At 62.7% G+C, this 13,902-nt stretch carries 16 protein-coding genes; 6 read left to right on the forward strand and 10 right to left on the reverse strand.

The window, feature by feature from the left end:
• Nucleotide 1: 1 nt before the first annotated feature.
• The 5 genes from ACVTFQ_RS13365 to ACVTFQ_RS13385 form a co-directional block, all read right to left on the reverse strand.
• The gene (locus ACVTFQ_RS13365) at nt 2–628 is read right to left on the reverse strand and encodes an HAD family hydrolase (RefSeq protein ID WP_047514019.1); all 627 of its coding nucleotides are present in this window, start codon (nt 626–628) and stop codon (nt 2–4) included.
• Entirely contained in the window at nt 625–1,293 is a 669-nt protein-coding gene (locus ACVTFQ_RS13370; protein ID WP_313759973.1) for a PI-PLC domain-containing protein, read from the reverse strand. The genes ACVTFQ_RS13365 and ACVTFQ_RS13370 overlap by 4 nt, the downstream gene beginning before the upstream one ends.
• Nucleotides 1,290–2,051 carry a glycosyltransferase family 2 protein gene (locus ACVTFQ_RS13375; protein WP_111564066.1) on the reverse strand — a complete coding sequence of 254 codons (762 nt, stop codon included), beginning with the start codon at nt 2,049–2,051 and terminating at the stop codon, nt 1,290–1,292. The genes ACVTFQ_RS13370 and ACVTFQ_RS13375 overlap by 4 nt, the downstream gene beginning before the upstream one ends.
• 232 nt (nt 2,052–2,283) lie before the next feature.
• Nucleotides 2,284–2,865, reverse strand: coding sequence for an OmpA family protein (locus ACVTFQ_RS13380; protein ID WP_111564065.1), 582 nt, complete (start codon nt 2,863–2,865; stop codon nt 2,284–2,286).
• Nucleotides 2,866–2,869: 4 nt separating this feature from the next.
• Nucleotides 2,870–3,298 (reverse strand): cysteine rich repeat-containing protein, encoded by a 429-nt coding sequence (locus tag ACVTFQ_RS13385; protein WP_313759974.1) that lies wholly within the window; start codon nt 3,296–3,298, stop codon nt 2,870–2,872.
• Between the two features lie 316 nt (nt 3,299–3,614).
• On the opposite strand from ACVTFQ_RS13385, the gene ACVTFQ_RS13390 reads away from it, so the two are divergent.
• Entirely contained in the window at nt 3,615–4,049 is a 435-nt protein-coding gene (locus tag ACVTFQ_RS13390) for a hypothetical protein (RefSeq protein ID WP_402928721.1), read from the forward strand.
• Between the two features lie 82 nt (nt 4,050–4,131).
• On the opposite strand, the gene ACVTFQ_RS13395 is transcribed toward ACVTFQ_RS13390, so the two are convergent.
• The 3 genes from ACVTFQ_RS13395 to ACVTFQ_RS13405 form a co-directional block, all read right to left on the reverse strand.
• Nucleotides 4,132–5,064 carry a DUF2950 domain-containing protein gene (locus tag ACVTFQ_RS13395; protein WP_112949869.1) on the reverse strand — a complete coding sequence of 311 codons (933 nt, stop codon included), beginning with the start codon at nt 5,062–5,064 and terminating at the stop codon, nt 4,132–4,134.
• A 36-nt stretch (nt 5,065–5,100) separates the two neighbouring features.
• The gene (locus ACVTFQ_RS13400) at nt 5,101–6,543 is read right to left on the reverse strand and encodes a DUF3300 domain-containing protein (protein ID WP_112437385.1); all 1,443 of its coding nucleotides are present in this window, start codon (nt 6,541–6,543) and stop codon (nt 5,101–5,103) included.
• A 66-nt stretch (nt 6,544–6,609) separates the two neighbouring features.
• A complete protein-coding gene (locus ACVTFQ_RS13405) occupies nt 6,610–6,900 on the reverse strand; it encodes a hypothetical protein (protein WP_111564061.1) in 291 nt (96 codons plus the stop codon).
• A 322-nt stretch (nt 6,901–7,222) separates the two neighbouring features.
• On the opposite strand from ACVTFQ_RS13405, the gene ACVTFQ_RS13410 reads away from it, so the two are divergent.
• From ACVTFQ_RS13410 to ACVTFQ_RS13430, 5 genes are all read left to right on the forward strand, one after another.
• Nucleotides 7,223–7,576, forward strand: coding sequence for a DUF3302 domain-containing protein (locus tag ACVTFQ_RS13410; protein ID WP_018896912.1), 354 nt, complete (start codon nt 7,223–7,225; stop codon nt 7,574–7,576).
• Entirely contained in the window at nt 7,576–8,733 is a 1,158-nt protein-coding gene (locus ACVTFQ_RS13415; protein ID WP_047514040.1) for an HlyD family secretion protein, read from the forward strand. Before ACVTFQ_RS13410 ends, ACVTFQ_RS13415 begins: the two co-directional genes overlap by 1 nt.
• An 82-nt stretch (nt 8,734–8,815) precedes the next feature.
• A complete protein-coding gene (locus tag ACVTFQ_RS13420; RefSeq protein ID WP_111564060.1) occupies nt 8,816–10,531 on the forward strand; it encodes a SulP family inorganic anion transporter in 1,716 nt (571 codons plus the stop codon).
• A gap of 18 nt (nt 10,532–10,549) precedes the next feature.
• Nucleotides 10,550–11,398, forward strand: coding sequence for a polyphosphate kinase 2 (gene ppk2, locus ACVTFQ_RS13425; RefSeq protein WP_047514045.1), 849 nt, complete (start codon nt 10,550–10,552; stop codon nt 11,396–11,398).
• Between the two features lie 40 nt (nt 11,399–11,438).
• Nucleotides 11,439–12,560, forward strand: a complete 1,122-nt coding sequence (locus ACVTFQ_RS13430; RefSeq protein WP_111564172.1) for an AI-2E family transporter — start codon at nt 11,439–11,441, stop codon at nt 12,558–12,560.
• Between the two features lie 27 nt (nt 12,561–12,587).
• Here the strand turns inward: ACVTFQ_RS13430 and ACVTFQ_RS13435 are convergent, their stop codons facing one another.
• Together ACVTFQ_RS13435 and ACVTFQ_RS13440 are read right to left on the reverse strand one after the other, a co-directional pair.
• Nucleotides 12,588–12,839, reverse strand: a complete 252-nt coding sequence (locus ACVTFQ_RS13435; protein ID WP_111564059.1) for a hypothetical protein — start codon at nt 12,837–12,839, stop codon at nt 12,588–12,590.
• Nucleotides 12,840–12,960: 121 nt separating this feature from the next.
• Entirely contained in the window at nt 12,961–13,887 is a 927-nt protein-coding gene (locus tag ACVTFQ_RS13440; RefSeq protein WP_470423901.1) for an amino acid ABC transporter substrate-binding protein, read from the reverse strand.
• Nucleotides 13,888–13,902 lie beyond the last annotated feature (15 nt).

Consider the following 13,902-nt stretch of genomic DNA (forward strand, 5'->3'; position numbering starts at 1 on the left):
ATCAACCGTGGATTTTTCGAATGGTCTCGGTGATCGCGGGATAGTTCACATCCGCGATATCGTTCACCACCATGACATGGGCGCCGGAACCCTTGGCCGCCTTGATACCGTTTTCGTTGTCCTCGACGATCAGGCATTCCTCGGGCGTCAGGCCCATCATGGTGATCGCCTTGGTGTAAATCTCCGGACTCGGCTTGCCGTGCTTGACGTCCTCGTTGCTCAGCTGGAACTCAAGGTAACCGTCGAGTGCCGCGCGGGACATCATCAGCGACACAGTGCTCTTGATCGAGTTCGATGCCACCGCGAGCCGGTATCCGTCTTCCCGCAGCCGCGCCAGCGCGTATTCCTGCTTGAAGGTCGGCTTGCACTTGGTGTGGATCATCTCGGTCGTGTAGAGCTGCTTCATCTCGTTGATGAAGCCGTGCAGCGCCTCGGGAAGCCCGCGCGTGGTCGTCAGGATCTCCAGCTTGCGCCGTGTCGGCAGGCCGTCGAAGATCGTCAGGTGCTCGTGCAGCGGAATGGTGTATCCGAAGAGCTCGAGCGCCCGGTTCAGCGCCTCGTAGTGCCATTCGCGTGCATCGATCAGCACGCCGTCCATGTCGAAGATAATCGCCTTAAGCGTGGTCATGCTGCGTCCCGGCCAGTCAAAATCAGTTGCGCGCGCTCCGGAAAGTCGGTGCAGACGGAAAGCCCGTCCCGCTCGTTGAGCCCCGAAGACACCAGCCACTGGAGAAATGGTTCATATTCGTCGTGGCGGCCGTGGAGATCCGGCGCCACCAGCGTGGCCGACTTGCCGTCGGCGAGAATGCCCTCGATCAGCGCCGCGTCGTACCAGCGCCCCGGCAGGAAGTTGTCGATCCACACGCCGGTCACGCCGGGATCGTCGTAAAGCGAGGCCTCGCGCTCATATTCGCTGAGACGCGTGAACGAGGTCATCTTGCGCTTCACGCCCTGGATGAGATCGGGAACCGAGGCATCGAAGAGGAAGTAGTTGCTGTAGCCTTCGCTCGAGAGCACTTCGGCCAGCATGTCATGCAGACCATCGGCCTTGATGTTCAGCGCCAGCAACGGCGAACCGTGTTGCTTGGCGATCCGAAGCAACTCGGAAAAGGAGATCTCTCCCCCGCGCGGAATGTCGTGCGAGATGACGATCGAAGACGCGCCGTCCGCCTGGCTGTCGCGCACATCGGTCTCCGTGCCGAAGCCGAGCGAGAAGGAGCGCACGAAGGCCTCGACCGAGTTCTTCTCCTCAGGCGTCTTCCAATAGCCGCGATGGCTCAGAACCTCGATCATGCCGCGGCACCCAGCGAGCGCGTCACGTCGATGGACAAGGGCAGGCTCTGGAAATGGGTGAGATCCTCGGGCACGCCGAGACCATACATCCCCGCATCCACCGAGCCGATCGAATAGGCGCCGATCTTCGAGCCGTCCTCGATCATGAAATTATAGACCGGCGCCACATAGAACTCGCCGTTGACGCGGAAGTCGCGCTCGATCATCCGGTCCGCATAGGAAACGAAGTCGGAGCCCTTGCGGAAATTGTAGATCCCGACGGTCGCGTGATCGGAAATCACCTGCTTCTCGACGACGTTGTCGATATAGCCATCGGCGCCGAAGGAAACGAAGCTCCACTTCGGATCGTCAGCCGTCATGGTCATGATCATCCCGTCGAGATCGCCCATGGCCTGAAGATAATCGTCGATATCGACGTCGATATACTGGTCGCAATTGGCGATCATCATCGGCTGATCGTTGTCGATCTCGTCGCGGGCGAGCAGCACCGTGCAGGCGGCACCCTCGGTCACCTGCTCGACGAGAAAGATCTCGCAGCCCGGTGCCCAGGCGCGCAGGTTCTCGCCCAGCCCATGCTCCCTGACATGCGCAGCCTGGCAGATGAAGATGAAGCGATGCTCGACCGAGGGGCGAAGGTTTTCGATCACCAGCCGGATCATCGGCACGCCGTGCACAGGCAAAAGTGGCTTGGGGAGAGTATAGCCGGCCTTGGCGAAGCGGCTTCCGTGCCCTGCCATTGGTACGACGATGTTCAACATTGCGTATATCCCGAATTGTATCAGCTTACACCGTGACGCGACCCATAACGGCCGAAGCTGGCGTCACGCTGTCCCGGATGGGCCAGATGCCCGGCTGAGCAAAGAAACTTGCCCGAAATGAAACGACCCGCGCGGATCACTCCACGCGGGTCGTTTCATGTATTCTTACTCAGTGTCTGCCAGACGCATGCGGGAAATATTTCACTAGCTTCCGGCTTGCTTGAAGACGCTCTCAGGATTTCTTCGTGAAGACGCCGAGATTGATCAGCTGTACGCGCCGGTTGTTCGATCCCGATGTGTCCGTGCCCGGGATCGGCATGTATTCGCCGACACCGACGGCATAGAGCCGCTGCGGATCCACCGCGAAGGTCGTGGACAACGCCTCCTTGATGGCGGCCGCCCTCTGCTCGCTGAGATCGAGATTGTGTTTCTCGTCGCCCGTCGAGCTGGAGTGCCCGACCACCAGGAATTTATAGTCCCAGAGGTTCGGATGGTGCAGCGCGTCGGCAAGCAGGCCGAGCGTGCGATAGGAACTCGGCTGGATCGCGACGGAATCGTTCTCGAAATTGATCTCGACCACCATCTGCGGCAGCTTGGCGATACGCTTCCAGTTCGGCAGCTCCGACATCTGCTTGCCGCCGCCGCTGATCGCCTCCTGCCGCAGGATCTCCAGATCGATGGCTGGCGCAGCGGAGGTCAGCTTGCCGAGCCCCTTGACGATGCGCTCCTGCGATACTTCCTGCGCCGATGCCAGAACGGGAACGAGGAACGCCGCCGCTGCGAGAATGATTGCTTTCGAAAGAACCCGCTTCATCGCCTCATCTCCATCCGGCATTGGTGATCGTCTGATTGCATTCGTCGCTGACGCGCGGCTGCTTCTTGATCAGGCAGGCAAGCACGAAGCCATCGCCCTTGATGCCGTTGCAGCTCTTCGACATGTCGCGCTGGCAGACGCGCTCATAGGCCGTCTGCGCCTGTTCGCGCGTCGTGATCGATTGGAATACGGTACCAAGCGAAGCCTTGCAGCTCGGCGAAACCTTCGCCGCGTTCTGCTGCAGGCAGTCGGCGATGCGGCCGCTGCCGAGGTTCAGTCCCTTGCACAGTTTCTGGATGTCGGAGCCGCAATCGCTTGCGAGCTTCGTCACCGCATCCGCATAGCTCAAGGTCTGCGCCGACGCTCCCCAGGCAAAGCCCATGGAGACACACGCAACGGCCGTTATCAGAATCCCGCGTCTTGATCTTTTCATCCTATCCGTCCCTGACTGGTCACATCGACGGGCGGGACGATGGCATGATGTCGCGCGAATGGAGCGTATATTACCGTAACGCACATCGGCCCCGGCGGGCCGGAGTTGGAGCCGTCACATGATTGTAAATAGGCTAGGATCGACCTCGACGACCGGCATTTGAAGCCGTTTCCGGGCCGTAGCCGTAACATACCGTATCTTACAGCCACCCCCGCGTATCATACTGCCTTCGCTTCTCTATCCGCCCTATCATCCCCTGAGGATGAACTTGGAGGACGTAGAGATGACATCGACGCAGACATCCGCACCCCATTCCATGGCCAGCGCCGAAGAACTGCGCAAACGCGCCCTTGAGCTCCAGATCGCAGAGATGGAGCGCGACGAGAAGATCAAGGCGCGAGAGGCTGAAAAGCATGCCGAGTTCGTCGAGGACTTCTTCCGCAAGCATATCGACGAGAAGGAACGCGCGATGATCAAGCGCCTCGTCATGAAGGCCGCGGCGGATGGCAAGTACGAAGCGATGATCTACAGCTTCCCCTCAAGCTTCTGCGACGACGGCGGCCGCGCCATCAACAACAGCCTTCCAGGATGGCAGAAGACGCTTCAGGGCAAGGCGAAGGAGCTTCTCGACCTGTTCGAACAGCTTGCCAAGCCGCAGGGCTATGGCTTGAAGGCCATGATCATCGACTTTCCAGGTGGCATGCCCGGCGATGTCGGCCTGTTCCTGACCTGGGAACCCCCGGTTAAATAAAGCCCCGGGAGGGGCTGCGAGCACTCATCGATTTTGCGGGTGGCGGTTGCTTCGGACAACCGCCACCCGAATGCGTTTCACCCTATTCGGACACGACCGACCAGTTGTTGTCGGGATTGAAGGTCTTGATCGCCGCCGCCTTCTTCTCCGTCTCTGGCCCGAGGTCGCGCTGGTAGATGACGCTCATGCCATTGGCGATGAACGTCTGCACACCCGTCTCCCGGTACTTGACCGGCCAGGCGATCACCGCGAAGCCCGCCGTCATGTGGCCGTTGACGATGTAGCTCTGCTTGCCGCCAAGCACGTTGTCGCCCTGCCCGGTCAATATCCGGTAGCGATATCCGAAATAGCCCTCGCCGCGCTTGGCCTTGCCGAAGGCGGCGGTTTCGATCAGTGGGCCCGCCGGGCTGTCCTCGTCACCCGGACCTGCCTGCCAATAGAGACCGTCCCGCTTGCCGGGCGAACTGATCAGCTTCTGCGCATACTCGTAGATGCCAGAACCGGTCCGATCCTCCGAGGCATAGATGTGCTGGGCGATGACGAAGTTATGGATGGTCTCGATCGTCGCGAGCTCGTTCTCGCCGATGCGGCGGTTGACGATCTCCTCCAGTCCGGTGCGCGTGTCGAACGTCCACTTGTCGTCCGCGCCCTTCGTCAGCGGAAACGGCAGCGGCCAGAGCCTGTCGCCGATGGCCACGACCTTGCGCCCATCGAGATCCTCAAGCTTCATCAGCCGCGACGCGCCTTCGCGGATCAGCGCATAGCTGACCATGGCCGCGTTGTTGTCCTTGAGCTTGTCGGCCTTCAGCCCGAGCAGTTCCGCAAGCCCATTCAGATCGTTCGCCGCAAGCACCGCCTTCAGCTTGTCGAGCGCCATGTCAGGCGTGTCGAAGGACGGTTGCGGCGCCTTGCCGATGTACGCCGACAGGCCAGTCTGCGCCATGGACGAACTTGCGAACGTCAAGGGCAGGACCACACCAACCAGCAAACGCATCAACTTCAGTCGCAATGCCATGGTTGCCTCCATTGGCTCTGGAAACCCGGTCAGATCCTATCGTCTTCCGCCGCCGCCACCGCCGCGCCGTGGCGGCGGACGCGAATGACCGCCACCGCCACGTCCGGCGCCGCCGGCATAAGACCTGGGTGCCGGGCGGCTCTGTGCGCGCGGCGCGCCGCGATGGCCGCCGCCCATGCTCTGGCCGCCACGCTGGGACGCGATCGCTTCGCGTCGGCCTGACGATTGCGGGTTGCCGAGCGCGTTGGGCCGTGAACGGTTGTCCGGCCTCGCCGCCATCTTCGGCGCGCCGGAATTCTTCTTCACATTGCCCTTCGATGGGCGATTGGCCCCGGCATTGCCGGGACGCGCATCGGGCCGAGATGCATTGGCCGGACGGTTCCCGGCATTCGGCCGGTCCGCGGGCCTGTTGGCTATGCCCGGCTTGCCGTTGGCCTTCAGGCCATTGACGGTTCCCTTGCGGATATCGTCGGCGCGCGCGGCCGTATTGCGCCCCCCTGCCCCCAAATCCGCCCGGCGGTCGCCGACCTGGTTCTTCAGCTGGTTGCGCTTGTCGCCTTCAAGGCCGGACTTGATCGCCGTGCGATCCAGGTTGGCGAACTGGCTCTTGTCGATGCTGAGCTTGCTGCGATCGACCTTCGTCCAGTCGACATCGTTCCATTTGACCTTGCCGTTGAAATTCCGGTCGTTGAAGCAGTTGTTGCAGTCGATATCGACATCGCCGTTCCACCGGCCGCCCCAGACACCCCAGTCGTCCCAATTGACGATCGCCGCCCAGGCGACGCCGGTGACAGCCCCCGCGAAGAACGCGGCGCCCGGATAATAGTAATTGTCGTAGGAGCTCGGATAGTAGGAGATCGGCTCTGCCGCGTAGCCGGGCTCGTAGAGCATCTGCGGCTCATATTGCGGGATGTAGACCTTCTGAGGATCGGTCGGGCGGATCACCACGTTGTTGTTTTCGGTGACGACGGTCACCTTGTCGTCCGTCTTGATGATGTTCTTCGCCACCGCCTCGTCGCGCAGCTGCTGGATGGCAACGAGCACATCCTTCTGCTGGTTGGTCAGCGCATCGCCGAGCTTTTGCGTCCAGTCGAGATCGTCGCTCATCATCTTCACGATGTCGGGATAGTTCAGCAGCGAAATGACGCTGCCGTCCCAATCATCCTTCGGCTTGAGATCGGCGTTCTTTTTCTTGGAGTCCAGGAAGCGTTGCGCCTCGATGATCTGCAGCGGGAAAAGCGACGCCGCCGAAATCGCGGCGACCAGTTCGTCGGGATAGAGCGCGATACGGGCGACCAGCACCTCCAGCTCATCCTCGGACAAGAGGTCGGTCGCGACAGCAGGCGCCGCGGGCGCCGGCGCGGCAGCGGGAGCCGCCGTCTGGGCGAACACGAAAGGCGCCGGCTGCATGGAAATGAAGGCCAGCGCCGTCAAACCAGTTGTCAGGCCAGCGGTTAGTCTGAACGATCTTGATTTCATGACGCGTCGACCTTTCCGTGCAAATGGCGATGAATGCTGCTCTTGGCGCGCTCCATGTCCGAGCACTCAGGAGCGCTTGAGCGATACGACGTTCGATTGCGACAGCGCCTCGCCGATTTCGCTGAGAAGCGCTTTCTCCAGTTCCTTGTATTCCTGCCGACGCGCCTCCCGCTCCGTGCGCGGAAGATCGTCGAGATGGGTCAGCGTCTCCAGGATCACCGCGAGGTCCTCGCACATGCTGCGGAACGTTTCGCTCACCTGGTAGAGATGCCGGACCCTCTTGGCCTGATCGGGGAAATGGACCTCGGCGACGGCGAGAGCGGACAGTCGTGGCGTATTGCTTACTCTCCAGCTCATCGCACCCCCCACCGCCGATCTCCCCCCAGGAAGACCAGCTGATTATAGGGCGATTGAGCGCGGGCGCAGACGTAAGATACGCGAAGATACGCGGCATCCGCGCTCCGTGCGGTTGACGATTGACGGATACGGACCATGTCAATTCGCGCGCCAAGGTCGACGACCGGCGATGTCTCGCATGGCAGCGAAAAGCCCCTCGACCCTCCTCGATCCGATAGATGTTACGTGATGCTACGGGCATCGCCGCCCACGCAGGTCTATTGTTTTTGCGTATTCCCCGCACCCGCTGAGGTCGACCATTCGTTGTCGAAAGGCAAAAACCGTGTTCCTCGACTATTTCGCACTGGGCGTTCTGTTCTTCGTCGTGATCACGCTGTTCTACGCGGTGATCGCGATCCACGACATCCCGCACCTGATGGCAAAGGCCAGAAACCATCCGCATCAGGATGCGATCCACGTCGCCGGCTGGGTGAGCCTGTTCACCCTCCACGCCATCTGGCCGTTCCTGTTCATCTGGGCAACGATCTACCGCGAGGACCGCGGCTGGGGCATCCGCAGCGATGGGAAACTATCGCCGGCGCAGGAGGCCAACGCTGAAATCGCACGCCTGCACGCCCGCATCGCGGAACTCGAAGGCCAGTCGGAAGGCCAGACATCGGAGAGGGAGAACGCCTGATGGACCTGCTTCTCATACTGACCTACGCGGCGCTCTGCTACGCGATCTTCAAGATCTTCCGCATCCCGGTGAACCAGTGGACGCTGGCGACATCGGTCCTCGGCGGCATCTTCCTGATCGGGACACTGTTGCTGCTGATGAGCTACAATCATCCCTACACCAGCGACGCACGCATCTATTTCACTTCGGCGCCCGTCATCCCGACGGTCGGCGGCCAGGTGATCGAGGTGCCGGTGACGCCGAACGCGCCGCTGAAGAAGGGGGACGTCCTCTTCCGCATCGACCCGCGCCCCTATCAGTTCACGGTCGACCAGAAGACGGCGGCACTCGCCGAGGCCAAGCAGACGGTGCTGCAATTGAAAGCAGCACTCGACGCCGCCAATGCGGCCGTCACCGGCGCCGAAGCCTCCAGGGATCGTTCGCTGCAGGCCTTCGAGAAATTCCAGGCGTCCAACGAAAACGCCAAGTCGAGCGGTCGTGGCGCCGTCTACTCCGAACTCGAAGTCGAAAACCGCAGGGGTCTCTACCTGACGGCCGAGGCTGCGGTCGATACCGCCCGCGCCCAGGCCACGCAGGCAAAACTGGCCTATGAATCGGAAATCAACGGTACGAACCCCACCGTCGCCCGCCTTCAGGCCGAGCTCGCCAATGCTGAATACGAGCTCGATCAGACGACGGTCCGTGCCCCCAGCGACGGCTACGTCACCCAGGTCTTCCTGCGTCCGGGCATGATGGCGAACCCGCTGCCGCTGCGCCCGGTCATGGTCTTCATCGACAGCCAGGACCAGATGCTGGGCGCCGCCTTCATCCAGAACTCGCTGCAACGCGTCAATGTCGGCGACGACGCCGAGGTGGCCTTCAAGGCGGTCCCGGGCAAGATCTTCAAGGCCCGCGTGCAGGGCATCATCGACGTGATGGCGCAAGGCCAGCTGCAGCCCTCAGGCGCGCTGATCGACCCGCAATCGCCCGAACGCGCAGCCCCCGGCCAGACGATCGCCAGCATCGAGCTCCTCGAGAGCACCGAGGGCTACCAGCTACCCGGCGGTGTCGTTGCCGAGGTGGCCGTCTACACCCACCACTGGCACCACGTCGCGGTCTTGAGAAAGGTGCTGCTCAGAATGAGCAGCTGGATGAACTACGTCTTCCTCGAACACTGAGGGGAGAAGGCCGGTCCCGCTCTTGACGGTGGGGCCGGCACCAATACGGGAACAGCGATGACGAAGTGATAAGGAGCCCGCGGTGATAGGCAGTCTTCCGATGTTGCGAGGCCTGAGCGGTTTCAGCAGGGATTGGCTGAAGAGCGATATCCCAGCCGGGCTGTCGATTGCGGCCGTCGGCCTACCGAGCGCCATCGCCTATCCCGCCATTGCCGGCCTGCCCCCGGAAACGGGCATCTACGCCAGCATCGTCGCGCCGATCGCCTACGCGATCTTCGGGCCCTCGCGGCTCCTCGTCGTCGGCCCCGATGCGGCCACCATGACGGTGCTTGCCGCGGCCATGGGAACGATCGTCGCCGCCTACCCCGCCGGCACCCCGGTCGATCGGGTCGCGATCGCGGCAGCGCTCGCGCTTGGCGTCGGCATCTGCTGCATCGCCGCCAAGCTGCTGCGCCTCGGCGTTCTCGCAAGCTTCCTCTCGCGCCCGATCCTCGTCGGCTTCTTCGCCGGCGTGTCTCTGTCGATCCTCGTCGGCCAGATCGGTCGCTTCACCGGCGTGAAGATCGAATCCGACGGGCTGGTCCCGCCGCTGGTCGAGATCGCCGGCAAGAGCGGGCTGATCCACTGGCCCTCGCTGCTCCTCGGCCTTGCGATGTTCGCGCTGCTGTGGCTCGTGCGCGCCTTCCAGTTGAAAATTCCGGGGCCGGTGCTGGTCGTCGTCCTCTCGGTCGTGCTCTCGGCCATTTTCGATTTTCAGGGGCGCGGCATCGCCGTCGTCGGCGACATCCCGAGCGGCCTGCCAAGCTTCTCGCTGCCCGCGCTCCACCAGATGCCACTCGACAAGATCATACTCGGCTCCGCCGCGATCTTTCTGGTGAGCTTCGGCGCGGGCATCGTGGCGGCCCGCAGCTTCGGCTCGCGCACCGGCGAAGAGGTCGATGCGAACCAGGAGCTGATAGGCCTCGGCGCGGCCAACATCGCGCCGGGGCTGTTCGGCTCGTTTCCGATCAGCGTTTCGGATTCCCGCACCGCGATCAACCTGTCGACCGGCGGCGTCTCGCAGGCGGCCGGCCTCGTCTCGGCGGCAACGCTGATCGCAGCCCTCGTCTTCCTCCACAGCGCGCTGCGCATCCTGCCCATTCCGGCGCTGGCCGCAATCCTCGCCATGGCGGCGATCAGCCTCATCGACGTCCACGAGTTGCGCAAGATCTGGCGCATCAGCCGCATGGAGTTCATCTTCGCGCTGATCGCCATGTGGGGCGCCATCAGCTTCGGCGTCCTCAACGGCGTCATCGTCGCGGTGGCCGCAACACTGGTCTATCTGCTGCGTCAGACGATGTTTCCGCGCGACGGCCTGCTCGGCCGCATCGAAGGCCGGCACGGCTTCTTCGACCTCGCCCGCCACCCCGAAGCGCGCCCTGTCGACGGCGCCGCCGTCTTCGCGGTCCAGGGCAGCATCCTCTTCTACAACGCCGATTACATCAGGAACCGCCTGACTTCAGTGGCGCGAAACCTGCCCGCCGAGACTCGCTGCCTTGTGCTCGATGCCAGCGCGATCACCCATATCGACAGCACGGGCGCCACCGCGCTCGAAGCCGTGGCCGAGATCCTTGCCAAGCGCAACATAACCTTCGCGATCGCCGATCTCAGCGAGGAGAGCCGCGGCATTCTGAGCCGCGCCGGCGTCATCAGGACGATCGGCCCGGACAACATCTTCAACGGCAGGGAAGAGGCGCTGCGGGCGCTGATCGGAAATTACGATCAGACAGTCACGACATCGGCAGGCAGCACGGTTTAAGAGCACGGAGGGAGAACCATGGACGAGATACTGGAAACCAAGGGGCACGACCCGGAGCCATCGGCAAAGTCCAACGGCAAGGACAAGAAGAAAAAGAAGGCGTGGGATTACGACAAGCAGATCGCCCGCCTGCAGGTGGAGTTGGCGCATCTCCAGGCGTGGGTCAAGAAATCGGGCGCCCGTGTGGTCATCGTCTTCGAAGGTCGCGATGCCGCCGGCAAGGGCGGCATGATCAAGCGGATCACCGAGAAGGTCAGCCCGCGCGTCTTCCGCGTGATCGCGCTGCCCGCCCCCACCGAACGCGAGAAATCGCAGATCTACATGCAGCGCTACATCAACTATCTACCGGCGGCCGGCGAAGTGGTGATCTTCGACCGCAGCTGGTACAACCGCGCCGGCGTCGACCGCGTCATGGGGTTCTGCAGCGAGAAGAAGGTGCAGCGTTTCCTCGAGCTCGCGCCGCGTTTCGAGGCGGCGATCGTCGAGAGCGGCGTGACGCTTCTCAAATACTTCCTGACTGTCAGCGAGGAGGAGCAGGAGCGGCGCTTCCGGCGCCGCATCGACGACCCGGTCCGGCAGTGGAAGCTGAGCCCGATGGATGTCGAATCCTATCAGCGCTGGTGGGACTATACCCGCGCCTATGACGAGATGCTGAGGATGACCGACAGCAACCACGCGCCCTGGTGGATCGTCCCCTCGGACGACAAGAAGCGCGCGCGGATCAACTGCATCTCGCACATCCTGCAGTCCATCCCCTACGAGCGGATCAAGTTCGAGGAGCCCGATCTCGGCAAGCGCCAGAAGCGGCCGTCGGACTTCATCGAGGATGGCAGCGTCCGCCACGTCGTGCCCGACACGACGCAATGACGCCAGGCGCGCAAGGGGGCTCGCGGCGCGGGTTATGATCATGGACCAGACGAACGACGTGGGCATGGCTGCGAAGGACGCCGGACAGATCTCGATCGAGGCAAGGGTCAGCGACCTCGTGCGCCTCGGGATCATCGGCCTCTTCGCCTATTGGACGGTGCTGCTCATCGCGCCCTTCGCGCTGATCGTCGTCTGGTCGGCCATCCTTGCCGTCGCGCTTTACCCGATGTTCAACGCGCTCTCGCGCCTGATCGGCAACCGGCCGGTGATCGCGGCTACGGTCATCGTCGTCGCCTGCCTCGTGCTGATCATCGCCCCCGTGGCGCTCGTGGCGGTCAACTTCGCCGACGCGGTGGAAGGACTGGTCGGCAAGCTCCAGGCGGAGAGCTTCGCGCTGCCGGCAGCACCCGAGAGCATTCGCACATGGCCCGTCATCGGCGAACGCCTTTATGCGGGTTGGAACAAGGTCGCGGGCGATCTCGCCTCCAACATCATCGAGTATCAAAAGCCGATCCTGCATGTGATGGGTATCGTCGTCGCCAAGCTCGCCTCGATCAGCGGCGGCGTGCTGAGCTTCGTCGCCTCCGTCATTCTCTCCGGCTTCTTCCTTACCCAGTCGACGCGGCTGGCCGAAACCATTCAGGTTCTGGCGAGCCGCATCGCCGGCGACCGGGGCGTCGGCTTCGCCAAGCTTGCGGGAACGACAGTCAGGAATGTCTCGCGCGGCGTCATCGGCGTTGCCTTCCTGCAGACGCTGATGTGCGGCCTGTGCTTCGCCTTCTTCGACCTGCCCGCACGGGGCGCACTGACCTTCATCATCTTCATGCTCTGCGTCATGCAGCTGGGTCCGGGGCTGGTCCTCGTGCCGGCGATCATCTGGGGCTGGCTCTCATGGCCGACATCGGTCGCCTTGGCACTGACAGTCGTGGCGGTACCGATCATGCTTGTCGACAATGTGCTTAAGCCGATCCTGATGGCCAAAGGTCTCTCGACGCCGATGCTGGTGATCCTGATCGGGGTTATCGGCGGCACGCTATCCTATGGGCTACTGGGCCTGTTTCTCGGGCCGATCGTGCTCAGCGTGTTCTACGAACTGCTGCGCGCCTGGGCCTGGCCGCCGCGAGACAGCACGGAAGCAAAGCCGCTTGTGCCGGTTGATTGAGACGAGACAAAAGAAGGCTGAACGGCCTCACCCCTGAGATCTGAGCCCGCCGGAGCAATAGAGGATAACCTCCTGCTCGATCTCGCGACAAAGCTCGGAATATTCCGCGATCAGACTTTCCTGCAGCGGCTTCTCGCTGCGAAACCGGTCGAGCGCGTCGGCGGCCAATGCGTAGGACTCGAACATGTCACCGAGCGCTTCCGTGGGCACACCTGACAGCACATGCCGGATATCCGGCAGTCTGAGCATCAGCCTCCTCCGTCCGCGCTCCCGGTTCATGGCTTACCTCCGCATTCGCTACTCCTTGTACGAATCCCTGAGGGTGTCGGATTGTTCCGCGATGCAACAAATATCGCTTTTTATCGACAAACAACCATGATGAGGCGGGTCGGCATGAGGTTTACTCCGGCAGCGCGGTCTGACGGAAGAAGGTGACGATAGCCTCGTCGGGCACGCCGAACCATGTCGTGAAGAGGTCCACGAAATCGGCCGAGGCGTAAGTCTGGCTGAGCGCGCGATCGACGGCGAGACGGAAGTCTTCGTCACCACGCGCCAGTTCCAGCCCCAGCGGCTCATAGGTGAAATGCCGCCTCAGCACCACGAGATTGCCGGCATTGTCGCTGCGGGCGGCCGCATCCATCAGGAGCGGCATGTCGCCGAAGAGTGCTGCCGAACTGCCGTCGACGACACGTTCGATACCGATCGCATAGCTTTCCACCGGCACCGATGTCGCCGCCAGCTGGAAGGTCTTGATCCGGTCAGCCAGCCAGCGCTCGCTGGTCGTGCCCGCGATCGACGAGAAGGTCTTGTGCTCGAGGATGGTACGAGCGGGAGAGCCGCGCCAGATCGGCCGGCTGGTGGGCTGCCCATATGCCAGAACCTCGGTCAACGCCAGCGGTGCGCTCTTGCTCAGGACCACGCCCGTGCCGCTCGGAAAGATCGGCAGCGAGAAGGACACCTCGGCGCGACGAGTGAGCGTGATCGGCTCGGCACCGCAGACGAGATCCACCGTCCCGTCCTTTATCGCCGGCTCCCGCCCCTTATCGGTCAGCGGTACCCACTCGACATTCAGCTGCGGCAGGTTCAGCGCCGTCTTCAGGCTATCGGCGATCTTGCCGCACAGCGCGACCGCGTAGCCGCCGGGTGTCGCCTGCTCGGTCTTGAACGAGAATGGCCGGGCATCGGGCTCATAGCCGAGCTTCAGCGAGCTGCTCGTCTTGATCCGATCGAGCGTCTGCGCCTCGGCGGACGACAGCACCATGGAGGCGGCCGCGCCGGCGAGGATCGACGCGGTCAGCAATGTCTTGAAACGCTTCTTCTGTTGCATGACGCATCCTCCCCG

Source organism: Rhizobium sp. O111, assembly GCF_055616315.1.

Excerpts from the sequence above, each read along its gene's own strand:
- ACVTFQ_RS13380 (WP_111564065.1), bottom strand. The coding sequence starts at position 2,865 with ATGAAGCGGGTTCTTTCGAAAGCAATCATTCTCGCAGCGGCGGCGTTC.
- ACVTFQ_RS13395 (WP_112949869.1), bottom strand. The coding sequence starts at position 5,064 with ATGGCATTGCGACTGAAGTTGATGCGTTTGCTGGTTGGTGTGGTCCTG.
- ACVTFQ_RS13430 (WP_111564172.1), top strand. The coding sequence starts at position 11,439 with ATGGACCAGACGAACGACGTGGGCATGGCTGCGAAGGACGCCGGACAG.
- ACVTFQ_RS13400 (WP_112437385.1), bottom strand. The coding sequence starts at position 6,543 with ATGAAATCAAGATCGTTCAGACTAACCGCTGGCCTGACAACTGGTTTG.
- ACVTFQ_RS13390 (WP_402928721.1), top strand. The coding sequence starts at position 3,615 with ATGGCCAGCGCCGAAGAACTGCGCAAACGCGCCCTTGAGCTCCAGATC.
- ACVTFQ_RS13370 (WP_313759973.1), bottom strand. The coding sequence starts at position 1,293 with ATGATCGAGGTTCTGAGCCATCGCGGCTATTGGAAGACGCCTGAGGAG.
- ACVTFQ_RS13440 (WP_470423901.1), bottom strand. The coding sequence starts at position 13,887 with ATGCAACAGAAGAAGCGTTTCAAGACATTGCTGACCGCGTCGATCCTC.
- ACVTFQ_RS13365 (WP_047514019.1), bottom strand. The coding sequence starts at position 628 with ATGACCACGCTTAAGGCGATTATCTTCGACATGGACGGCGTGCTGATC.
- ppk2 (WP_047514045.1), top strand. The coding sequence starts at position 10,550 with ATGGACGAGATACTGGAAACCAAGGGGCACGACCCGGAGCCATCGGCA.
- ACVTFQ_RS13435 (WP_111564059.1), bottom strand. The coding sequence starts at position 12,839 with ATGAACCGGGAGCGCGGACGGAGGAGGCTGATGCTCAGACTGCCGGAT.
- ACVTFQ_RS13405 (WP_111564061.1), bottom strand. The coding sequence starts at position 6,900 with ATGAGCTGGAGAGTAAGCAATACGCCACGACTGTCCGCTCTCGCCGTC.
- ACVTFQ_RS13375 (WP_111564066.1), bottom strand. The coding sequence starts at position 2,051 with ATGTTGAACATCGTCGTACCAATGGCAGGGCACGGAAGCCGCTTCGCC.
- ACVTFQ_RS13385 (WP_313759974.1), bottom strand. The coding sequence starts at position 3,298 with ATGAAAAGATCAAGACGCGGGATTCTGATAACGGCCGTTGCGTGTGTC.
- ACVTFQ_RS13415 (WP_047514040.1), top strand. The coding sequence starts at position 7,576 with ATGGACCTGCTTCTCATACTGACCTACGCGGCGCTCTGCTACGCGATC.